This window comes from Kribbella caucasensis (assembly GCF_004361855.1).
Lineage (GTDB): Bacteria > Actinomycetota > Actinomycetes > Propionibacteriales > Kribbellaceae > Kribbella > Kribbella caucasensis.
In genome coordinates, this window is the sequence record NZ_SNWQ01000040.1 from 1 (window position 1) to 21,902 (window position 21,902).

Consider the following 21,902-nt stretch of genomic DNA (forward strand, 5'->3'; position numbering starts at 1 on the left):
GGGTTGATAGGCCAGAGGTGGAAGCACGGCAACGTGTGCAGCTGACTGGTACTAATAGGCCGAGGGCTTGTCTCAACTCATCAACATCAAACACAGACTTCTGCTGCTTGTGTCTCGCGTCCACTATACGGTTCCCGGAATACGGTCAACCCCCAGCCCACCCTCGTGGTGGTGGCTTGCGTGATGGTTGGTTGATATTTCTATAGAGTTTCGGTGGCCATAGCGTCGGGGAAACACCCAGTCTCCATTCCGAACCTGGAAGTTAAGCCCGTCAGCGCCGATGGTACTGCGATCGGTAGGTCGTGGGAGAGTAGGACGTCGCCGGACATTCACACTGTTAAGGGCCACCCCACCGGGGTGGCCCTTAACATTTCTGGCTGTAGTTTCTGCGCACACTGCGCGGGGCGCGGCTGCGGGGGGCGAGGAGAGCCCACGTTGCGCGGGGTGCGGGCGGTGTGGGTTAGTGGTCCAGGTCTTGGGGAGTGATTCCTACCAGGGCGGCGGCTGCGCAGATGTGGACCGCATTGAGGTCGGTCGGATCGACCGGCGCCTGGAGGAGAGTGCCCCGTTCGAACGGGGTGAGGTTGATGTCGATGCCGTAGGCGCCGGCGACCAGGCCGCGGACGTAGGTCAGCCAGCCGATGGTCGGGATGCCGCGGCGGAAGAGGCCGGCGGCTGTGGCCAGTTCCGTATCGGCGATGCTGGCCCATTCGGGTTCCCAGATCGAGACGACCGCGCGGAGTACCTGGGCGAAGCGCTCGGACTGCAGGAGTGCTTCTTCGTCGCTCCAGTGCAGGGTCAGCTGGTCGGAGACCGTCGTCAGCGTGTTGCCCATCGACAGGTCGAAGAGCCAGGGGAGTTCGCCGGTGCTCTGCAGATGGAGGCGGGTCGTGCTGGAGCCGTTGGAGAGGACCTTCGTGGTCGCCTCGACCATCTCCTCCAGCGGAGTGGCCACATCGGCTTCGAGCACGTGGTAACCCCAGCGCTCGTCCTGGGTCCACGCGTGGACATCAGGGAACGCGACGGCGACGGCAGTCAGGGTGCGGCCGACTCGCAGGGCACGGTGTTCGACCGATTCGTCCCGGTGTGTCCACTGGGCGCGTAGCAGCCACGATGCCATCTCACGCCCTCCGATCTAGTGCCGGCTGGACCCGTCCCACGGACGGTACGCCGCCCGCAGACAGGTTGACCAGGGCACAACCGCCGACCGAGACCACCTGTGGATGGGCTGCTGGGTGGGAGTGGTCGGAGGGATGGTGTGAGCGGAAGTGGCGGGTCACGCCGGTCTGCAGACGCTTCACTGGTCTAGTGTGCGCGAAGCTCAGGTCATAACTCACCAGCGGGGGGTCCCTTTTGGCAGTCTCCCGGCGGAAGGTTTCCCGAGCAGGTTTCCCGGCGCAGGCTGTTGGGCAGCGCTGCAGGTTTCCCGGCGCAGGTTGTCGGGCCGCGCTCGGACGCAGGTAGAACCACGCCGGGTCAGCTCGGCTCCAGGGTGGGCTCGAGGGCGAGAGTCGGGATGGAGCCTCGGTAGGAGGTCAGCCAGTCCTGGAGCAGGACCACCCGGGACGCGTTCTCTTCGTTGCCCTTGACCACCGGCGCCTCGTTGTAGGGCATGGTGTCGGAGCTGCGGCGCAGCTTGACGTAGAGGCGGGAGGAGGCGAGGGCGTAGCGCTCCATGTCGTCCTGAAGGGCGCCGATCACGGTGATGTTCCGGTCGCGGCCGATCTGCTCGAACAGGGCGACGGCTTCGCGCCGGTGCTGGGAGCCCAGGTTGCGGCCGAGTTCGTCGAGGATCAGGAGCAGGGGCCGGTCGCTGCCACCGGCGAGGGCGGCCGCGCAGACGAGTTTGACTGCCTTCTCGTCCATCTGGGCGGTGTTGCCCTTGACGTTGAAGGCAGAGAATGGGCCGCCCTCGGAGCGCCGCCACTTGGGGGTGACGGTCCAGCGCCATGGCTTGTCGGGTTCGGCCGGCGGGTCGGGCTCGGGGTACTCCAGTTTCGCGCCGTAGCCGCCGTACTGCTGGTCCAGGCGGTCGAACTCCGCGGAGACCAGCCGGAGCCGGGACTTGATGCCGTCGGCAAGGGAGGCTCGGTGGGCGCGGGCGGTGCTCTCGGCTTCGTCCAGGCCCTCGCGGGCGCGTTCGAGGGCGGCGTTGCGCTCGGCGCGCTGGCTGGCGATCTGCTGTTGCTGCAGGCTGTCGAACGTCTCGTGCTGGGCGAGGTGGCCGGCCAGGGTCCGCTGGAGGGCGGGGACCAGACCGACGCGGGTCCCGAGGGTGCCGTTCGTCCAGCCGTCGGGGCCGTTGAGGATCTCCCAGAGTTCGGTGGGGATCTCCTCGCGGGATCGCGCGTTCGGGAAACAGCGGCGGACGACGTCCTCGAGTTGGGTGCAGGCCTGGTGGTTCCAGTCGGCGGTGGTACGGCGCTGGGTGTCGTCCGGCAGGCCGAGCAGGAACTCGGAGGCCTCGTCGGCGGTCCCGCCCCATGCGGTCGTCCGCGAGACCAGGTCCAGGCCGGTCTGCTCTTCGAGGAGGACCAGACATCGGCCGGCGAGGTCGTCGAGGATGCGGTCGTGGTCGCGGCGGGTGGCCTCGAGATTCTTCAGGCGCTCGTCGCGGACCAGTTGCTGGCCGGCCGCGGTCTCGGCCGACTCCTTCGCGGCTTGCAGCAGTGGGGCGAGGCCATCCCGGTCGTTCTCGTGTCGATCGATCGCCTCGCGGAGCGCGAGGATCTGCTCCTGCACGTTGGCGGCGTCGTCGAGCGCGCGGGCGGCCGCAGTACGGCGTTCTGCTTGTTCGACGCGGGCGCGCGCCTGCTCCAGGGCTGCGGCGGCGGCCGAACGGGCCTCGACAGCGGCCTCCAGGCGGCGGCGGGCGGCCTCGATCCGCGCGGTACGCCCGGTCAGCGGCTCGTCGAACTGCCCGACCGCGACCACGCCGGCCGCCTCGTCGATGACCTCCTTCGCCGCCGCACGTGCCCCGAGTACCTCGAAGAACGTGTCGAGCTTGAACCGCTTGTCGGCGGACGACGGTCCACGCCGGGACGACCTGCCGGCATCCGGGCGATTCGCGAGCACCAGGAGGAATCCGGCGTACCCGGCGTCGGAAAGCGCAGTGGAAGCCAGAGCAGCATCGTATGCGTCGACCACGACAGCCTCGCGGTACGGCGCCAGCCGGGGCTCCCACTCCGCGCGGTCGCCGGGTGCCAGCTCGGTGATGTCGGTCAGCGCGCCGCATGCGATGCCCGCGTTCTCCAGGACCTGCTGCTGCGGCGCGGCGACGGTCTGGCCGCTCTCGGCCTCGCGCAGTTCGGCGGTCGCCTGGTCGACGGCCATCCGGGCGGCGTGGTCACGGCCGATGTGTTCCTCGAGCGAAGTGCGCGCCTCTTCCTGCTCGGCGGCCGCGACGTCAACGTCCCGGCCGTCCGCCGATCGGCCCGCGTCGAGCAGGCGCCGGTGCTCCTGGCCGAGGCGTTCGAGCTGCTCGCGAACCGAACGCTGGGCCAGGTCGAGTTCGCGATCCCGGGCGTCCAGCTTGTCGCGTTCCTGCCGGGTCAGCTGGACGTCGCGCAGCAGGTTCTCCTCGCTGCCGAACGCCTCGATCTCACCCTCGATCGCCTCGCGCCGCGCCTCTTGCTCGGCGATCCGCTGATCCAGCTCCGCCAACTCGTGCAGGATCTCGCGGTTCCGCGCGTCGCCGTCGATGAGGTGCCGGGCGCAGCGTGCTTGCCAGGATTCGCGCGCCGCCGACAGGGCGTCGCGCGCCGCGGCGCGTTGCAGGATGCCTGCTTCGACGGCAGCCATCTCCTGCTCCCAGCGCTGCAGGTCGGCTGTCGCCTGCTTGCTCGCCTCGCGCTGGGTGTGCTCGGCCGAACGATGGGCCTGCTCCTGTTCCAGCTCGTGGTCGAGGCCGGTCAGGGTGGCGATCGCGTTGAAGATGCGGGCTGGGCCGAGTTCGTTCAGCGGCTCCGCGAGGAGGTTGGCCGTCGGGCTCGACCTGACGGAGGTGGAAAGAAAGGACACGCAGCGGACCTGGCCGCCGTACAGGACCTGGGAGAGCTTGTTCGCGTGGAAGTCGGTGCGGCCGTTGGAGTGCGGCAGCGCGGCCCACAGCGCGTCGGCGCCGGCAGCCCGCTCGGCCTCGGTTGCGCCGTACGGGATGTGCAGGCCGTTCTTCCAGCGCAGATCGATGTACGACGCCTTGCGGTTGATCCGGATCCACACGGTGATCGCGGCGGCCTCGAGCTCGGCCAGGTCGGTCAGGCCGGGATCGGAGAAGACACCGACGATGTAGCCGCGGTCGACGTTCGACCAGTTGCCTTCCTGGCCGGCGGCCTCGGCAGTGAACAGCAGCTCGGCGGCACCGGGTGCGCCGCTGGTCAGCCGCCACTGGTCGTCGGCATGGAGCAGCGAGAGGGCGGCGATCCAGGAGGACTTGCCGGCGCCGTTCGAGTCGGTCGGGCCCTGGCCGGCGACCGTGACGAGGCCCTGGCCGACCATCGGGATCGGGTGCGTCGACAGGCGGGACAGGTCGACCACCTGGACACCGAGCAGCACCTTCGAGCCGAGAATGTCGAACGGGCCGTCCACCGGCCCGTCGGCACCCCGCCCGGCTCCCGCTGCTGTGCTGCTCATACTGCTCCTTCTTCCGTGCCGTCTGTCGAGGTACTACGCCGCCCGCCGGCGCTCCCGGGTGCGAGACCAGCGCGGGCGCGGATGGCTTCGGCGATGGGGCTTGAGGGCGCGGCCGCGAGGATCAGTTGATCCTGGAGGCGGCGGCGCGCTGCGGGGGTCAGGCGTTGGAGTTGGGGGCCGGGGATGTAGCTGGGGCCGCCGGAGTGATCGCCGGAGAGTTGGATCAGGCCGGCCGCGCGGAGGCGTTGCAGGGCGAGACGGCGTTCCTCGGCGCTGATCCTGGTGGTGCGGAGCTCGTCGACCGTGGTGGGGCGGGCGGACTTCCAGCTGTCGCCGGTGAGGATGCCTTCGCTGCGCGGGATCGCGACCGAGTGCACCAGGACCAGGACGAGGACGGCGCGGTCGACGACCGACAAAGGCTGCCAGCCCTGGGCGGTCAGGGTTTCGGCGATGTCGTCCGCGTAGCCGGAGGTCCAGTGGGTGCCGTCGACGTGCACGAGTGTGCGGCCGATGAGCTTGAGCATCTTCTGCACGTGGCGGCGCAGGGTCACATCGCGCAGGCCGGGCAGTTGTACTTCGGCGACCGGGTGGGCCGAATACTGCACGGCACTGAAAGCCGCGAGCACCTCGTCTCGCGACCGATCACTCAGATCCTGCAACAACGGATCGAACAACGCGTGCTGCTCAGCCATCGTCGCCTCCAGCCGCAGAAACGTCGGCGGGCAGCGGATCCGCGGGCGTCTCCGGGGAGCGCGGGGTTAGTACGGCGGTCGGCGGGTCGGGCAGGATCCGGCAGATCTCCCGGAGCCCGGCGAGCTGGGTCGGTCCCCAAGTGATCACCCGGGGACCAAGGCGAACCTCACCGGCCTTCTCGTCCCACAGCAACCACTGAGTCGCGTGCAGACGACGCAGGCTGCCGATGATCAACGTCAGGTCGCTCGACTGCTCCGGCCGCCCCCGCATCCCGGCGTACACGGCCTTCACCTGCGCGAGCGTCCCCGTCACCCCGGGCCACGCCGGCCCGTCGCGCTCGATCCAGCAGCACGTCACGCAGATCGCCAGCACCCGAGCCGTCTCGTTCGGCTGCTCGACCGCGACCGGGGGAGCCCCGAGCTCTTCCAGTACTGCATGTCCGGCGCCGTCCGGGAGCGTGGGCACGATCCACAAACTCGCACCATCCGGTTCGGCGGCACGCGCCAGACCGGCAACCGGCGGAGTGTCCGGCGAGACCTGCAACGGACCAGCCGACTGCACCTTCGCCCACCACAACGCCGTGTACGCCGCATTCTCGACCGGACTCATCGCGACACCCGCCGGAACGTGCCCTCGGTCGCCCACGGTGTCCCCGAGGAAGAGTCGATCCGCATCCCGTCCGACCACACCAGTTCGTAGTCGAGCTCGTCATGAAGATGCGCAGCCGTCAGCTCGGCCAGGATCCGCCGGGCCGTGATCCAGTCCCCCGCATCGTCGACCACCTCGACGATGCTCACGCTCTCCCGCCCGGCCAGCACCCGCTCCGCCTCGGCGCGCAGGTCCTCACGATCCGTCGCGGCCGCCGATTCCGGCACCGACGCCTCTCCCGAAGGTCGGGGTGGCGCCATTCGCGCCGTACCGGTCCTGCGCCCGGTCTCGACAGCCTCCAGCATGGTCTCGGGGGAGAAGTCCGGCGCGGCCGCGTCGAACAGCAGCCCGTCGAGCACACTCGCGAGCGCCTCGACATCACTCCCACGCGTGAACGTCAGCCAGCTCTCGATCGGCAGCAGCCCGAGCGCGCGCGTCGTACCGGCTCGCTCGACCAGGCGGCCGGCGGCCAGTTGCACCGCATCGGCGTACGCGGCGAGGGCCATCCGGAGCTGGGTGCAGACCTGGTGAAGCGAAGGCCAGCGCTCGAGGACGATGCGGTGGACCTTCTCGGCCTGTTCGATCAGGCGCTCGTTGCCCCAGGCGAGCTGCGCGTTCTCCCGCAGCTGGGCGGACGTGCTGGTGGAGACGAGGATCGCGAGCTCGTTGCCGAGCAGGCGGAACACCTTGGTCAGCCGCTGGATCGACGCCTGCCCCTCGGCCTCGGTCGCGCGCGAGTCGCTCACGCTGTGCGCCTCGAGGGTGAGCAGCTGGTGCAGCTCGGCCTGACCGCCCTGCACCGACATCCGGCGCAGGAACATCAGCATCACGTACGGCGCGAAGGCGGCTCGGTGGCGCAACTCGTTCGGCCGGTCGACGAGTTTGGTGATCGCGCCGTACTGCCGGAGCACCTCGAACCGGCGGACGATCACGTCATGTGGGAACGCCCGGCACGCGAGCGTCGCCTGCTCCACGGTCAGCCCTTCGCTGCCCGCCTCGGCGAACGCGTCCAGGATCGCCTGGTCGACGTCGAGCAGCTCGGGGTCGACGATCATCGCGCCGGCCTCGCGGGCGAGCACGGCGAAAATCTGCCGGTAGACGCGTAGTACGGCCGCCTCGGCCTCAGCGTCCAGCAACGTCGCGTCCATCGATCTCCTCCCCGTGCAGAAGAAGGACTTTATCCGCCGCGCCGCCCCCGTGTCCTGCCCGGGTCACCCACCTGTGGACAAACCTCGCCGGACACCGGCACCGACCGGGTTCACGACAGCCGGGCCGCCAGGCGGGGGAGTTCGCGGAGGGCGTTGCCGCGTTCGATCTGGCGGCGCTGGGTCGGGTCGAAGGTCTCGCTGAGCTGGGGTTGCGGATCGCCGCTGCCGGTGAAGAGCAGCTCGCTGAACGGCCAGTCGCTGCCGAAGACGATGTGGTTCAGGCCGGTCACCTCCAGCACGCTCGCCATCGCCGCGCGGGACGGGCTGAGTGCCGTGTCGTAGTAGAAGCCGCGAATCTGTGCCGGAATGCCGGTCGGTGTCTCGAAACCGGGGAAGGCCACCTCTTCGGGTAGACCCAGCCGGTAGGACAGGAACGGGACGGTGCCGCCGGCGTGGGCGAGCTGGAAACGGATCGACGGGTACCGCGCGATGGTGCCGCCGTAGATCATCTGCGCGACCGCCCTGGTGGTGTCGAAGGTGAACTCGTACAGGAAGTCCGGCACCGGGAGCTCGGGCTTGTTGTCCGCCGGGATCGCCGCCGGATGCAAGAACACGAACGCGTTCCGCCGTGCCAGCGCCGCCATCACCGGCTCGAACACCGGATGCCCCAGATAGACCCCCTCGTACGCCGAAAGGAGGACGACCCCGTCGAGCTTCAACACGTCCAGCGCGTACTCGATCTCGGCCACCGAGCCGGCCACATCGGGCATCGGCAGGACCGCGAGCCCGCCGAACCGCTTCGGGTACTGCCGGAAGAGACCGGCCATGTACGTGTTGTTGTAGCGCGCCATGTCGCGAGCCTCAGCGCCGGACAGATAGGAAACCCCCGGGTCGGACAGTGACAGCACCTGGGTCTGGATCCCGTACCGATCCATGAAGTCGATCGCGCGCTCCGGTGACCACTGCGGTAGCGGGTAGCCGCCGATCGTGCCGAAGCCGTTCTCCACCAGCGATTCCCGGTACTCCGGCGGGATGGCGTGCGCGTGCAAGTCGATCCGGTCGCGGGTCGGCGTGGAGTCCCCGATCAGCGCTGAGGCCGCGCGGGGGAGGGCGACGGCTGCGGTCCCGGCCGCAACAGATCCGAGAAGCAGTCGCCTGCTGAGTGTGGTCATGGTCAATCCCTTCCTGATTAGTTGCACATCCATGTGCAAGTTAATCTAACTTGCACATGGATGTGTAGGATCAGCAGGTGTGACCTCGACAACTCGGCGCCGCGACGCGGTGGAGAATCGGGAGCGGATCCTGCAGGTGGGCCGGCAGGTGCTGGCCGCGAGCCCGGATGCCTCGTTGGCGGACATCGCTCAGGCCGCGGGAGTTGTTCGCCGGACGGTGTACGCGCACTTCCCGACCAGGGAGGCGTTGCTACAGACGGTCGCGGAGGAGGCGGCCGCGTCGGTGCGCGATGTGCTGGCGTCACTCGATACCGGGGACAAGCCGGCGGAGACCTTGGCGCGGTTCGTGGTCAACGCGTGGCCGGTGGTCGATCGGTACCGGCTGCTGGTCGATCTGACGACACAGAACGTCGCACCTGACGGTGTGCGCGACGCGTTGGCGGGGATCCGCGCCGATGTGGTGCGGCTGATGCGGCGCGGGCAGGAAGAAGGCGACTTCACGGCCGAGGTGACTGCGGAGGTCCTGGCCTACACCCAGCAGTCGTTGATGCTCGGGCTGCTCGCGGCCGTCACGGATGGGGTGCTCGACGAGTCGGAGGCGGCGCACACTGCCGCCATGCTGGCGCTCCAGGCGGTCGGCGTACCGACTGCTCGGCGCCGCAAGGTCCTCGGAGACGTCCGGAGGTGACCGGGGAAGGGATCCCCGGCCACCTTCGAGTGAGCGATCAGCCCTTGGCGATGGTGATTCGCCGGGGCTCGGTCTTCTGTTCCTCCTTCAACGGCACGCGGATCTCCAGGATCCCGTCGCGATAGCTGGCGGTGACGCCTGTCTCGTCGGCACCGGCCGGCAGCGTGACGCTGCGCGAGAAGGACCCGTACCGGAACTCGGACCGATGCGGGTCCTTCCGCTCCTCCCGCCGTTCCGCCTTGATCGTCAGTACGCCGTCCTGGACCTCGAGCTCGACATCCTTGTCGGGGTCGATCCCGGGGAGTTCGGCGCGCATCACGTACTGGTCGCCGTCCTGGAAATCCTCGACCCGCATCATCTGCAGGCCCGCGAACGGCCGGAACGCCGGGATCGCCGGGAATTCCGTCTCGAGCCAGTCGACCAGGTCAGCGAAAGTACCGCGCTCCCGCTTGACGAGACTGTTCATCGTTGAACCTCCTTGTCTCGTACGTCGTTTGGCTACTTCCAGTTGACCGCGATCTCGGCGACGGGGAAAGAGGGATCAGCCCAGCGAGATCCGGTCCAGGTCCGGTGCTGAGTCGTCGGTGTTGAAGATCCGGATCGTGTTGGGGCCGGCCTGGAGGGTTACCGGTACCGCGACGGTCTGGACGGTGTTGTTGCCGATACCGCTGACGGCCGCTTCGACCGGAGCCCCGCCGTTGACCGACACGAAGTACGAGCGGTTCCCGTTCACCGTGTAGTCGAGGTAGAGCTGGTACTGCCCGGCCTGGGGGACCGTGGCGTCCTCGATGACCACGTGCGCGTCAGCCGAACCGCCGAGGTTGCGGACCTTCTGACCGCCCGAGCAAGGGGAGCAGTTCGTGATCCCCGCACTGCCGATCTTGTTCAGGGAGCTCTCCGCCTCGCGCATGAACACGCGATCGGCCGGCCGCACCTGGATCGGGATCACCTTGCTCACCTTGTGCGGCAGCCCGACCGTGTCGAACGTGACTTCGACCGGCACCTGCACCGGACCGGTCTGACCAGCGGCCGGACCGGTGATCGTCCACGAGCCCGCGATCGTCTGCCCGAGCCGCAGCCCGTCCGCGGTGACCGGCGCACCCGTCAGCGTCCAGCCCGATGGCACAACGGGCGTCATCCGCACGTTGTCCACCGAGTCCTCGTCCAGCCGCAGCTCGGCGGACACGTTGACCGACTGCTGCCCAGGACCGACCCACACCACACCGGACGGCTTCACCGTCATCGTGGTCTTCGGCACGTACGACGCGGGCGGCATAAGCCCCACCGCGATCCGGTCAAGCCCTGCCGAACCGGAGATCTCGATCTTGTTGGACCCGGCCTGCAGCGGTACTGCGATCGCCGTACTGCCCGGAACCTCCGGATTCCCACTGTCGACCCGTGCCTTCACCGCAGCCCCACCGTTGACCCGCACATCAACGGACCCAGCAGAGGCAGCTGTGTAGTCCAACACCAGCTTGTACGTACCAGCTGCTGCGGCCTGGACACCGTGGTAGGTGACAGTGCCACGGTCGAGACCAGTGACACGGGCAGAGCCGGAGCAGGCCGCGCACCAGTCGATGCGAGCCGTGCCGGTGCGGCTGTTCCGCAAGGACTCAGCCTCCAACGGCAGCGGTTGAGACAGTGACATCGGATACGAGTGCCCGACCTTGATCTCGTCGATCCGCAACTGCTTGTAGAACGGCGGCGCCTGCGAACCGGACCACGTGTTCAGCACCTCCAGCTTCACGTACCGCGCGACCTGGTTGCCGATGTCGATGTGCTGCACACCGCGTCGGCTCGGCATCGCACTGGTCCGCACCGTCCGCCACTTCTTGCCGTCGACGCTGACAGAGACCTTGTAGTCCTTGATCCGCGCCGAGTCCTCCGGCCGGCCGAACGATTCGCGGGCGTGCGTGGGCGACCATTCCGTCTGGTTCACCGCCAGGTACGTCGCCTTGCGCGCCTGGCCGAGGTCGAGCGTCACCGACACCGGGAACTGCCCGTTGGCGTCCCAGTAGTTCGGGAAGCTGCCGTCGACCAGGTTGGAGGCCGGGTGGTCCGCCTTAGCCGCCGTGGCGGTCGCCTTGAGCAGAGACTGCGGGTACAGCCCCTCCTGCCCGGCGGTGGTCACCTTGAAGACTGTGTCGTACGTGTCCCAGTCGGTGATCCCGAGGATGGACAGGTAGCCACCGGACTGGTTGAAGGCGAACCGCTTACCGGTCCGCACATCCGACACGTCGGTGACCCGGTAGCCGTTGTCCCGCAGCCTCACCAGGTCCTGCGACGTGGGCTTGGTCTGCACATGCACGTACTGCGTGCGCGCGTTGTCGTCGGCGAGCGTGATCACACCGTGCGCGCCGTCGTTCCAGAACCCGGGCTGCATGCCGCCGTACATGTAGCCGCCGCCGTTCGTCTTGGTCAGCGACGACCAGATCGGTGGCAACCACGAGGCCATGAAGTTGTTGAAGTTCTCCTGCTGCGGTGGGAACTTGCCGTTCACCATCGCGGTCTCGGCCATCAGGGACTTGATCGAGGAGCCCGCGTTGGCGACGTACCGGCCGACGCTGAGCCGGTAGTCGACCGCGCTGTCGTTCCCGTCGTACCACCACTGGCCGACGGTCGGCAGCTTGTAGTCCGCCTCGACCAGACGCGGCATCGGCGTGAACGTGGCCTGCGGGTAGTCGTAGGACGGCGTGATCCCGGTCTTCTGCTCGTTACTGACCGTGTCCATGATCGGCGTGTCCTCGTTGTTGTTGCTCAGCAACCAGGTCGGCCGTTGCTCGCGGATCTGCTCGTACAGACCGTTCCGTTCCCAGTAGGCGTTGTCGTTGTCGATCCAGAACCCGGACAGGTCCGGATAGTTGTCCATCACCTCGTGGAACAGGTCGTAGCTGTACATGCCGAACCCGTCCCGCGTGGTCAGGTCGACCTGCTGACCCTTGTACGCCGAGTAGGCGGCCGAGTCGAGCGTCTGGACCCCTGGTACTTCGTTGTGCCACTGCGGATCGTCGGTCATGTAGAGCAGGATGCGGACTCCCTTCGCTTTGCCGGCGGCCACCAGTTCGCCGAGGAAGTCCCGTTGCGTCGAGCAACTACCGGGGATCGCGGACGGCCACGGCCGGGCGTACCCGAGCCGGCTGTGGAAGGTCGCCAGCACGATGTACGACGCGTGCAGCTTCTGCGCCTCGTCGACCCAGTAGCCGGCGTTCCAGCCGCCGGCGGTGACATCGCGTTCCCAGCTGGCGCAGTCGGTGTGGCGGGGCGCTGTGAACATGCCCCAGTGCAGGAACAGCCCGGCGGTGGAGTCGCGCATCCACTGCTGTCGCGGGTGCTCCACCTCCGCCTGGGCCGGAGTGATGCTGAGCAGTGCGGCTAGCACGGCCAGCGCGAGGGCGAGGGCAGCGAAACGCCGCCGTCGCCTGGCAGGACGGAAGAGCATCGGGTTCTCTCACTTCCAGAGAGTGGACGGAAGAATAATGGCAAGAAGATTGCCTATTCAGAGATCCGATGATTCCAACGCCTGGCGCCGAGGTCAAGACCCCAGCGATCAGCTCCCGGGTACCGCGAGCAGGTCGGCGAGCACCGTGTCGAGCGCCATCCGGGCCGCGCCGAGAGCGACCGAGTCCGCGCCCATCGTCGAGCTGATCACCCCGATCGGCACCAGCGTCAATCGCGCCAGCTCCCGCCGGAACGGCTCCGCGATGATCGCCCCACCTCGCGACATACCGCCGCCCAGCACGATCACCTCAGGGTCGACCGCCAGTGCCAGCAGGGCGGCACCCCGCGCCAGCACCTCGGCGAACGCGATCAGCACCTCGAGGCTCTCCGGGTCCTGCCGAGCCGCCGACGCGATCACCAGCTCACCCTCCCGGCCGGGCCCCACACCCTCCGCAGCCGCCAGCGCGGCACCACGAGCGTGCAGCCGATCGACGGCCGCCTCCCACCCGAGCATCGGCAGCGCACCGATCTCACCGGCCGCACCATGCCGCCCTTGATGCACCTGCCCATCGATCAGCACTCCGGCGCCCGCGCGATGGCCGGCGAACATGTAGACGATGTCGCGATGCTCCCGGGCAGCACCCTTCCAGTGCTCCGCGAGCGCCGCCAGCTTCACGTCGTTCGCCACAGCCACAGGCGTTCCGAGCCCGGCCGACAGCTCACCGGCCACGTCGATCTCGGTGAATCCAGGCAGCGAGTACGGCGCGAGCCCGGAGCCAACTGGTCCTTCGCGAACGTCGTGCACGCCCTCGGCAGCCCGGAGTGCACCGGTCACTCCGCAGGCGACGCCGGTGATATCGGCCGGCGCCAGGCGAGCCTGATTCCAGCAGTTCCGGGCGGTCTCGATCGCGGCCCGCAGCCGCTCCGGCGCAGCCAGGTCGGGATCGAGTTCGACGCGATGGGCCGCCAGCGTGTTGCCGCGCAGATCGGTGACCACGGCCATCGCCTTGTGTGCCCCGATGTCCAGACCGCTCACGTACCCGGACTCGGCGCGGAACCGGAAGTGCCGGGCCGGTCGGCCGGCACCACGGGTGGACGACGGCTGCCGGGGCGGCTGGGTCTCCTCGACCCGCCCTTCGGTGAGCAGTTCGGCGAGCAAATCCTCGGCAGTCGGCCGTGACACCCCGACGACAGCGCGTAACTCGCGCAGCGTCAGCGACTCGGCCTCGAGGAAGGCGCCCAGTGCCGCCGCGAGGTTTAGCCTGCGCAACAGCGACGAATCGCCCATCCGCCCGCCGTGGGCTCTGTCTTGACTCATCCGATGAATCGTCCTTATGCTCGCGCCAATATTGCCAAGTGGCCTGCATATTACTCGCCGGCAGGTCGCCGCACGGCCGCCCGGGTCGCCGCGCCGGCCGGATCGAGAGGAACCTGATGGCTTCAGTCAAGACAGGGGTGGTCGCCGCGGCGACGCTTCTGACGGTAGCGCTCGCCGGCTGTACCAGCGGCGGCAACTCGTCGAGCAGTAGTACCGAAGGCGGCACGGTCGAGCTCACCATGCTGACCTTCGAGACGCCCAACCTGCCGGCCACGCTGTGGGATTCCGCGATCGCGCGGGTCGAGCAGAAGGTGCCCGGCGTCAAGATCAAGAAACTGGTCGCGCCGAACGTCGACCGGACGACGTACGCGAAACAGCTGGCCACCTCGAGCCAGTTGCCGGACGTGATGATGGCGGTGAACCCGCAGGGCTTCGCCGAGGGCGGCCAGCTGGCCGAGTTCACCAAGGACGACCTGAAGGACTTCGCCAGCCCCGAGTCGGGCGCGATCAACGGCAAGATCTACCAGCTGCCGACCAACGCCCAGCCGCAGTCGCTGCTCTACTACAACAAAGCGAACTTCACCAAGGCCGGCATCACCACCCCGCCGAAGACCTGGGCCGAGTTCCTCGACGCCTGCGCGAAGCTGAAGGCCGCCGGGATCACCCCGATCGCGGTCGGCGGTGGCGGCCAGGACACCTTCGCCAGCATGTACACCTGGGTCGGCACGGTCGGCACCGACGTGTACGTCGGCGACCCCGCGTTCTCCCGGGAGATCAAGGACGGCTCGAAGACGTTCGCCGATCCGCTGTTCGCCAAGGCCACCGACAAGGTCGCCCAGCTGGCCAAGCTCGGATACTTCGACAAGCAGGGCACCAGCCGCTCGTACGCCGATCACGAGAAGGCGTTCCGGGCCGGCTCCGCCGCGATGTACCCGATGGGCTCCTGGTTCGCGACCTCCGCGGACAACGACAAGCCGCCCTTCGAAGTAGGCGTGTTCGCCTGGCCCACCGACGACGGCAAGGCCGTGGTGCCGACCCTCACTGGTGGTGGGTTGAGCGTCAGCGCGAAGGCGGAGAACGTCGACCTGGCGAAGAAGTTCGCGCTGGAGTGGACCAAGGACAAGGAGACCTCGGACGCCTTCACCAAGGCCGACGGAACCTTCAACACGATCGCGGGCTACCAGCCGCCGGCCGACATGGGTCCGCTGTTCAAGGAGACGCTTGCCCTCTACAACCAAGCCGTCCAGGACAAGACGGTGACGCCGGCCCTGTCGATCGAGCAGGGCGACAACGGCCTGCCCGCCGACCTGACCGTGCCGATCCAGCAGATCGCGGTCGAACTGCTGACCGGCACGTCCGACGCCCAGGCCGCGATCGCCAAGCTGGACAAGGAATACGCCGCGGTCAAGTAAGACCCTCAGAGCGAGAAAGGCAACAGATGCTGCGGCCAAGGAGCCGTCCAAGGAACCGCGAGAGGCTGTCGATCCTGCGGCCTGCCCGCGACTTCTCCGGGTTCGCCCTGCCCGGGTTGTTCCTGTACGGGGTGCTGGTGCTGGTTCCGATCGGGTGGACCGTGGTCCTCGGGTTCACCGATCGGAACCGGTTCGACCCACAGACCAGTTGGGTCGGGCTGGACCAGTTCAGCCACCTGCTCCAGGACGACCAGTTCTGGCTGGTCCTGAAGAACACCTTCGTGGTGACCGCCATCGTGGTGATCGTGCCGAATGCCCTCGGCCTCGCGATCGCCCTGCTGCTGGATCGTGAGACCAGGCTCTACCGGTTGCTCCGCTCGGTCTTCTTCACCCCGGTGATCCTCAGTGGGATCGTGGTCAGCGTCATCTGGCAGAGCGTGCTCCGCCCGGACGGCGTGCTGAACCGGGTGCTCGCGGACGCCGGGGTGGAATCGGCCCCTGGCTGGTTGTCGGATCCGGGGATCGCGTTGTTCTCGATCAGCGGGATCATTTGCTGGCAGATGCTCGGGTTCTGCGTGGTGGTCTACCTCGCCGGGCTGAACGGCGTACCGCGGGAGCTGTACGAGGCGGCGATCGTGGACGGCGCGGGCTGGTGGCGCCGGTTCCGGTCGGTCACCTGGCCGATGATCGCGTCGGCGGTGACGATCAACACCGTGATGCTGCTGATCAGCGGCTTCAAGGTGTACGAGCACATCCTGGTGCTGACCAACGGCGGTCCGGGCCGGAACACCACCGCGTCGATCGCCTTCGACGTGATCGAGAAGGGCGTCCGCGGCGACCGGATCGGGTTCGCCGCGGCGGAGGCCACCATCATGCTCGCCGTCATCGTCGTGCTCAGCGGCGTCGTACTGCGGCTGCTGCAGCGCCGGGAGGTCCACCTGTGAGGGATCGTTTCGAGGTGGTCCGGCCGATCGCCGCGATCGCCCTGGCTGCCGTGTTCTTCTTCCCGGTGTACGTCGTCGTGATGGGCATGCTCAAACCGCCCGAGGAGATCCAGTCGTCGCCGCTCGGTCTGCCGGTGCCGCCGACCGGTGAGAACTTCAGCGCCGTACTCGGTCGCGAGGACGGTCTGTACTGGTCGGCGTTGCTGAACAGCGTCCAGATCACCGTGCTCTCGGTGCTCGCGCTGACGTTGCTCTCGGCAATGCTCGCGCACTACCTGGTCCGGTCGAAGGCACGCTGGACCAGGCCGGCGTTGCTGATGTTGCTGGCCGGCCTGATGATCCCACCGGCCGTGATCCTGCAGCCGGTCACCCAGGTGCTCGGCGCGGCCGGCCTGATGAACTCGGTCGCCGGCGTGGTCTGCGCGAACGTCGCCTACTACCTGCCGTTCGGGGTGTTCGTCTTCTCCGGCTTCATCGGCACCGTGCCGGTGGAGATGGAGGAGGCCGCGAGCATCGACGGCGCGAGCCGGTTCCGGATGTTCTGGCAGGTGGTGTTCCCGACGCTCCGGCCGGCCGCGGCCAGCGTGATGATCTTCCTCGGCGTCTGGGTCTGGAACGACTTCCTCACCCCGTTGGTGGTGCTCGGCCCGGAGTCCGGTACGACGGTCACGGTCGGCGTCTACCGGTCCGTGGGGGAGTACTCGACCAACTTCGGCACGCTGTACGCGTTCTCGTTCCTGGCTTCGTTGCCGGTGCTGCTGTTCTTCGTCGCACTGCAGAAGCAGTTCGTTGCCGGCCTGACGGCGGGGTCGGTCAAGTGACGATCTCCTTCGAAGGCCGAGTACTGCTGCTGACCACCCCGAACACGTCGTACTCTGCCTATCTCGGTGCCGACGACGACATCCCCATCCACACCTACTGGGGTCCGCGGATCACGCCGGCCGACGCGGCGTACCTGGCGACCAGTACTGCGGCCCGCCTGGCCGACGAGTGGCCGAGTTTCCGGTCCGCGGCTAACGGGCATGAGGAGTACCCGCTGGACGGGCGACTCCAGTTCGGCCGGGCCGCGTTGTCGCTGGAGTTCGCTGGCGTCCGTAGTACGGAATGGTCGTTCGCGGAATGTCTGGTGCACGACGATCGGCACGTGGAGCTGCGGTTCGACCTGCGGCAGCGAGACGTGAGTGTGGGCCTGCACTATCGCCTGTACGACGACTCCGACGTGATCGACCGATGGGTCACTGTGCGGAACGACTCGCCCAGTGATGTGGTCGAGGTGCATCGGCTGGATTCGGCCGCCTGGGTCCTGCCCGAGCAGGCGCAGTACCGGATGTCTCACCTCACCGGTCGATGGGCGGCCGAGACGAGGCTGAGCCGGACCGAGCTCAGTGAGGGCCGTTTCGTGCTGGAGAGCCGGCGGGGGATCACGAGCCACCACGCGAATCCGTGGTTCGCGATCGACGACGGGACGGCGACCGAGGAACACGGCGAGGTCTACAGCGCGGCGTTGCACTGGAGTGGTTCGTGGCGGCTCCTCGCCCAACGCGAACTCGACGAACCCGTACAGGTGCTGTTCGGCTGGGGCTACGAGGACCTCGGCCCGCGTCCTCTGGAGCCTGGTGAGCAACTCGAATCACCGGTGAGCTCGGGCCTGTTCAGCACCGGAGGCTTCGGTACTGCGAGTCGCGCGTGGCACGCGTTCGCCCTCGATCACGTGTTGCCGCGTTCGGGGGAGACCCGGCCGGTGCTGTTCAACTCGTGGGAGGCGACCGGTTTCGACGTGGACGAGGCGAGCCAGGTCGAACTCGCGAACCAGGCGGCCGACCTGGGCTGCGAGTTGTTCGTCCTCGACGACGGGTGGTTCGGTCAGCGCGTCAACGACCGCACCGGTCTGGGCGACTGGACGGTCAATCCGAACCGTTTCCCGAATGGGTTGCAGCCGTTGATCTCCAAGGTCCACGCCCTCGGGATGGGGTTCGGCCTCTGGGTCGAGCCCGAGATGGTGAACCCCGACTCGGACCTGTACCGCGCGCATCCGGATTGGGTCTACCACTTCGAGGGACGCGAGCCGGCGCTGATGCGGCACCAGTTGGTCCTCAATCTTGCCCGGCTGGACGTCGCGCACTGGGTGCTCGGTGAACTCGACGCGTTGCTGTCGGCTCATGACATCCAGTTCGTGAAATGGGACATGAACCGGCCCTTCACCGATACCGGCTGGCCGGCCGAGCCGTCCCGGCAGGGCCGGATCTGGTTCGACCACGTGACCTCCGTCTACGCGATCATCGACGCACTCCGGGAGAAGCACCCGGGGGTAGCTTTTGAGGCTTGCTCGGGTGGTGGCGGCCGGGTCGATCTCGGGATGATGGCGCGGACCGATCAGTTCTGGGCGTCGGACAACACCGACGCGCTGGACCGGCGGTACATCCAGCACGGTTTCAGCCAGGTCTATCCCGCGCGGACGATGTCCTGCTGGGTGACGGATCTGCCGACCTTCATCAACAAACGCCAGGTCCCGTTGACGTACCGCTTCCGCGTCGCGATGGCCGGCGTACTCGGGGTCGGTGGCGACCTGACCGAGTGGACCGCGGAGGAACTCGAGCTGGCGCGTGAATTGATTGACCAGTACAAGCAAATCCGGCCTGTCGTGCAGCACGGCCTGCAGTACCGTCTTGGCGAGCCGGGGCGTAGTGCCTCAGCGGTTCAATACGTGACCCGCGATCGCCGGGAGTCCGTCGTACTGGTCTACCAAGAGGCACAGCAGTACGACAGCACTCCACGTCCCATCCGGCTTCAGGGCCTCGACCCTGCCGCCTCCTACCGCTTCGACGACGGCACCACCCTGTCCGGGGCGGCGCTGATGGCCCACGGCCTCACCCCAACCCTCACCGGCGACTACGCCAGCCAGTTGATCCGTCTGGTCAGTCCTTAGAGCGGCGACGGAAGGCGGCCAATGCCAGCGGAGCGAAGACGGCGGTGAAGATGATCGACCATCCGATCGACGCGATCACCGGGTGCTGCAGCGGCCATTGGGCGTCCGCCGGCGCGGGAAGTCCGTTGCCCCACAGGTCGCGGCATGCCGCGGTCAACGCCGACACCGGGTTCCACTCCGCGATGACCCGCAGCCAGGTGGGCATGTCCTGCGTCGGCGCGAAGGTGTTGGCGACGAAGGTGAGCGGGAACATCACGGTGAACATGAACCCGTTCACCGCCTCCACCGAGCGCATCAGCGAGCCGACCCAGATGCCCAGCCAGATCATCGAGAAGCCGAAGAGCAACAGGACCAGGTAGGCCAGCACGGCGTTGGCCAGGCCGTCGCGGATCCGCCAGCCGACCAGCAGGCCGGTGATCCCCATCACCACGATGCCGATGCTGGAATGGATCAGGCTCGACAGACTCCGCCCGACCAGGACGGACGATCGGGAGATCGGGAGCGACTTCAGCCGGTCGACGATCCCCTTCTCCAGGTCGCTGGTGAGCCCGAGGGCGACGATCGCGGAGGAGAACACCATGGTCTGCGCCATGATGCCGGGGAGCAGAAACTCCCGGTATGTCGAACCGGGCACGTCGATCGAACCGCCGAACACGTAGGCGAACAGCAGCACGAACATCACCGGCTGGATCGTCACGTCCAGCAACATCTCCGGCATCCGGCGGATGTGCAGCAGGTTCCGCCAGACGACGGTCAGCGACTGCTGCAGCAGGCTGCGGTGGTGGATCGGTGGCCTCATCACGGTCGCGGTCATCGCACAGCCTCCTGCTCGGTCTTCGTCTCGTCGATCTCCTCGGCGCGGTGGCCGGTCAGGTGCAGGAAGACGTCGTCCAGACTCGGTCGTTTCAGGCCGAGGTCGTCGATCTCGATCCCGCTGTCGGTGAAGACGGCCGCGATCCGGGTCATGTCGGCCAGGCCGGCCGCGGGAGCGGTGAGTCGCCGGCTCATGTCCTCGACATGGACCTCGGACGAGTGTTGCCGCAGCAGCTCCGCGGCGCGGGGCAGATCGGCCAGCGAGGAGACCGTAACAACCACGCTGGCCCGGCCGGCCTCGTCCTTGAGCTGGGTCGGCGTCCCGGCCGCGATCACCTTGCCCTTGTCGATCACCACGATCTCGTCGGCCAGGTGGTCGGCCTCCTCCAGATATTGCGTCGTCAGCAGCAGGGTGGTGCCGTCCTTGACCAGGCCGCGCAGCACGTCCCAGAGGTCCGCGCGGCTGCGGGGGTCGAGCCCGGTGGTCGGTTCGTCGAGGAACAACACCGGTGGCGACGCGACCAGGCTGACGGCGAGGTCGAGCCGTCGCCGCATCCCGCCCGAGTAGGTCTTCGCCACCCGGTCGGCGGCGTCCGTCAGCAGGAACCGCTCGAGCAACTCGTCGGACAGCTTGTTCAGATACTTGGTCGGCAAACCGTAGAGGCGGCCGATCAGCCGGATGTTCTCCCGGCCGGTCAGCAGTTCGTCGATGGTGGCGGACTGGCCGGTCAGACCCATGCTCCGCCGGACCGCCGCGGGTTCCTTGATCACGTCGTGCCCGGCGACCCGGCCGGTGCCGCTGGTCGGCACGCTGAGCGTGGTCAGCATCCGCACGGTCGTTGTCTTGCCCGCGCCGTTCGGGCCGAGCAGGCCCAGCACGGATCCTTCAGGGACGACGAAACTCACCCCGTCCACGGCACGATTCGTGCCGAACACCTTCACCAGATCTATCGCTTCAACCGCAACAGTAGGCATGCGCCCCACGCTAGACGGTCGCATGGACAATTCACGGATGAGTTTTCGGCCGAAAATCGAATGACGCGACCGGATGGTGCTGCCTACCATCCGAACCATGGAGAGACGCCTCGGGTAGTGCGGTCCGTCTGCGGACCGCACTCCGATCATCGGCAGGCCGGTAGCCCCCGGCCTCCTTCGGCATCCCTTCCTTCCGGAGTTCACCCATGGCCCCGTCACGTCTCGATGCGCGCCCGATCGGCGCCCAGCATCCCCGCGTGCGCGACTTACTGACTGTACGTAAGGATGCGGCGCCCGGTCGCATCATGGTCGAAGGAGCGTGGGAACACGACCAGCTCCTCACCAGCGCGATCGACCCTGACGTCTTCTTCTACTGCCCCGAAGCAAGCGGGACTGATACAGCCGGTACTGCGGATCGCGCGGCTCGGGTGGCCGCGTGCGCAAGCGAGGTGTACCGGATCTCCGAGAAGCTGCTCGCCAGGTTGACCCGGAAGGGCCGGCCGGACGGGTTGATCTCGATCGTCCGGTTGCCGGTCTGGCCGGCCGACGGGTTCCGGTTCGGTGATTCGTCACTCGTCCTGGTCGCCGACGGTGTCGAGTACGCCGGCAACCTCGGCACCTTGATCCGCACGGTCGACGCGGCGCGCGCCGCCTGCCTTGTGCTCACCAGTCGCCGGGCCCGGCGGAGTCATCCGGCCGTGTACGCCGCGAGCCGGGGGCTGGTGCTGACCACGCCGGTACTGGAGTTCGACGAGATCGCGACGGCGGCCGACTGGTTGCGGGCGCACGGATTCGAGGTGTTGCTGGCCGACCCGGCGGCAACGGGCAGCTACCGCGTACCGGCGTACCGGGGGAGGCCGACGGCCTTCGTGGTCGGATCGGAAGGAGGTGGGCTCGCCAAGGCCTGGCACCGGGAGGGATTCGGCGCCGTGTCGATCCCCATGCTCGGTCAGGCCGACTCCCTCAACGTCGCCCTCTCCGCCGGGATCCTCCTGTTCGAGGCGCGAGCCCGCAAAGACGGTTGGTAGCCCCCGACCCGACCCGCCCCTCGCCTCGCCCGATCCGCTCACCCCGCCCAGCCCCGCCTCGCCTCGA

At 67.9% G+C, this 21,902-nt stretch carries 17 protein-coding genes and 2 rRNA genes; 8 read left to right on the forward strand and 11 right to left on the reverse strand.

Annotated elements, in window-relative coordinates; all coding sequences use genetic code 11:
* Window positions 1-75: ribosomal RNA gene (locus EV643_RS41400) — 23S ribosomal RNA — on the forward strand; the annotation flags it as partial.
* Between the two features lie 134 nt (window positions 76-209).
* Window positions 210-327, forward strand: a 5S ribosomal RNA gene (gene rrf / locus EV643_RS41405).
* A gap of 133 nt (window positions 328-460) precedes the next feature.
* Here the strand turns inward: rrf and EV643_RS41410 are convergent.
* From EV643_RS41410 to EV643_RS41435, 6 genes are all read right to left on the reverse strand, one after another.
* On the reverse strand, window positions 461-1,120 hold the full coding sequence (locus EV643_RS41410; RefSeq protein WP_133805716.1) for a hypothetical protein: 660 nt from the start codon (window positions 1,118-1,120) through the stop codon (window positions 461-463).
* A 356-nt stretch (window positions 1,121-1,476) separates the two neighbouring features.
* Window positions 1,477-4,632 (reverse strand): coiled-coil domain-containing protein, encoded by a 3,156-nt coding sequence (locus EV643_RS41415; protein WP_133805717.1) that lies wholly within the window; start codon window positions 4,630-4,632, stop codon window positions 1,477-1,479.
* On the reverse strand, window positions 4,629-5,324 hold the full coding sequence (locus EV643_RS41420; protein ID WP_238166166.1) for a hypothetical protein: 696 nt from the start codon (window positions 5,322-5,324) through the stop codon (window positions 4,629-4,631). The genes EV643_RS41415 and EV643_RS41420 overlap by 4 nt, the downstream gene beginning before the upstream one ends.
* Window positions 5,317-5,934: a hypothetical protein gene (locus EV643_RS41425; protein ID WP_202870022.1), complete on the reverse strand. Its 618-nt coding sequence runs from the start codon at window positions 5,932-5,934 to the stop codon at window positions 5,317-5,319. The genes EV643_RS41420 and EV643_RS41425 overlap by 8 nt, the downstream gene beginning before the upstream one ends.
* Window positions 5,931-7,121, reverse strand: a complete 1,191-nt coding sequence (locus EV643_RS41430) for a hypothetical protein (protein ID WP_133805718.1) — start codon at window positions 7,119-7,121, stop codon at window positions 5,931-5,933. Before EV643_RS41430 ends, EV643_RS41425 begins: the two co-directional genes overlap by 4 nt.
* A 110-nt stretch (window positions 7,122-7,231) precedes the next feature.
* The gene (locus tag EV643_RS41435) at window positions 7,232-8,293 is read right to left on the reverse strand and encodes an amidohydrolase family protein (RefSeq protein WP_238166167.1); all 1,062 of its coding nucleotides are present in this window, start codon (window positions 8,291-8,293) and stop codon (window positions 7,232-7,234) included.
* A gap of 79 nt (window positions 8,294-8,372) precedes the next feature.
* Here EV643_RS41435 and EV643_RS41440 point away from each other — a divergent pair, with 79 nt between their 5' ends.
* The gene (locus EV643_RS41440) at window positions 8,373-8,981 is read left to right on the forward strand and encodes a TetR/AcrR family transcriptional regulator (RefSeq protein WP_133805720.1); all 609 of its coding nucleotides are present in this window, start codon (window positions 8,373-8,375) and stop codon (window positions 8,979-8,981) included.
* A gap of 37 nt (window positions 8,982-9,018) precedes the next feature.
* On the opposite strand, the gene EV643_RS41445 is transcribed toward EV643_RS41440, so the two are convergent.
* The 3 genes from EV643_RS41445 to EV643_RS41455 all read right to left on the reverse strand — a co-directional run bounded on the left by EV643_RS41445 (window position 9,019) and on the right by EV643_RS41455 (window position 13,737).
* Window positions 9,019-9,447 (reverse strand): Hsp20/alpha crystallin family protein, encoded by a 429-nt coding sequence (locus EV643_RS41445; RefSeq protein ID WP_133805721.1) that lies wholly within the window; start codon window positions 9,445-9,447, stop codon window positions 9,019-9,021.
* A gap of 75 nt (window positions 9,448-9,522) precedes the next feature.
* Complete coding sequence (locus EV643_RS41450) at window positions 9,523-12,420, reverse strand: discoidin domain-containing protein (RefSeq protein WP_133805722.1); 2,898 nt, start codon at window positions 12,418-12,420, stop codon at window positions 9,523-9,525.
* Between the two features lie 108 nt (window positions 12,421-12,528).
* On the reverse strand, window positions 12,529-13,737 hold the full coding sequence (locus tag EV643_RS41455) for an ROK family protein (protein WP_133805723.1): 1,209 nt from the start codon (window positions 13,735-13,737) through the stop codon (window positions 12,529-12,531).
* Window positions 13,738-13,853: 116 nt separating this feature from the next.
* Between EV643_RS41455 and EV643_RS41460 the strand changes: the two genes are divergently transcribed.
* Genes EV643_RS41460 through EV643_RS41475 form a run of 4 tightly spaced genes read left to right on the forward strand, consistent with a single transcriptional unit; the run spans window position 13,854 to window position 19,019 of the window.
* Window positions 13,854-15,149 carry an ABC transporter substrate-binding protein gene (locus tag EV643_RS41460; protein ID WP_133805724.1) on the forward strand — a complete coding sequence of 432 codons (1,296 nt, stop codon included), beginning with the start codon at window positions 13,854-13,856 and terminating at the stop codon, window positions 15,147-15,149.
* A gap of 26 nt (window positions 15,150-15,175) precedes the next feature.
* Entirely contained in the window at window positions 15,176-16,093 is a 918-nt protein-coding gene (locus tag EV643_RS41465; RefSeq protein WP_133805725.1) for a carbohydrate ABC transporter permease, read from the forward strand.
* Window positions 16,090-16,914, forward strand: coding sequence for a carbohydrate ABC transporter permease (locus EV643_RS41470; protein ID WP_202870023.1), 825 nt, complete (start codon window positions 16,090-16,092; stop codon window positions 16,912-16,914). Before EV643_RS41465 ends, EV643_RS41470 begins: the two co-directional genes overlap by 4 nt.
* On the forward strand, window positions 16,911-19,019 hold the full coding sequence (locus tag EV643_RS41475; protein ID WP_133805726.1) for an alpha-galactosidase: 2,109 nt from the start codon (window positions 16,911-16,913) through the stop codon (window positions 19,017-19,019). The genes EV643_RS41470 and EV643_RS41475 overlap by 4 nt, the downstream gene beginning before the upstream one ends.
* On the opposite strand, the gene EV643_RS41480 is transcribed toward EV643_RS41475, so the two are convergent.
* Both EV643_RS41480 and EV643_RS41485 read right to left on the reverse strand, forming a co-directional pair.
* Entirely contained in the window at window positions 19,009-19,833 is an 825-nt protein-coding gene (locus EV643_RS41480) for an ABC transporter permease (protein ID WP_133805727.1), read from the reverse strand. The two genes, EV643_RS41475 and EV643_RS41480, sit on opposite strands and share 11 nt — an antisense overlap.
* Window positions 19,830-20,807, reverse strand: coding sequence for an ATP-binding cassette domain-containing protein (locus tag EV643_RS41485; RefSeq protein ID WP_202870024.1), 978 nt, complete (start codon window positions 20,805-20,807; stop codon window positions 19,830-19,832). Before EV643_RS41485 ends, EV643_RS41480 begins: the two co-directional genes overlap by 4 nt.
* Before the next feature lie 257 nt (window positions 20,808-21,064).
* On the opposite strand from EV643_RS41485, the gene EV643_RS41490 reads away from it, so the two are divergent.
* Complete coding sequence (locus tag EV643_RS41490; protein ID WP_238166168.1) at window positions 21,065-21,835, forward strand: TrmH family RNA methyltransferase; 771 nt, start codon at window positions 21,065-21,067, stop codon at window positions 21,833-21,835.
* Window positions 21,836-21,902 lie beyond the last annotated feature (67 nt).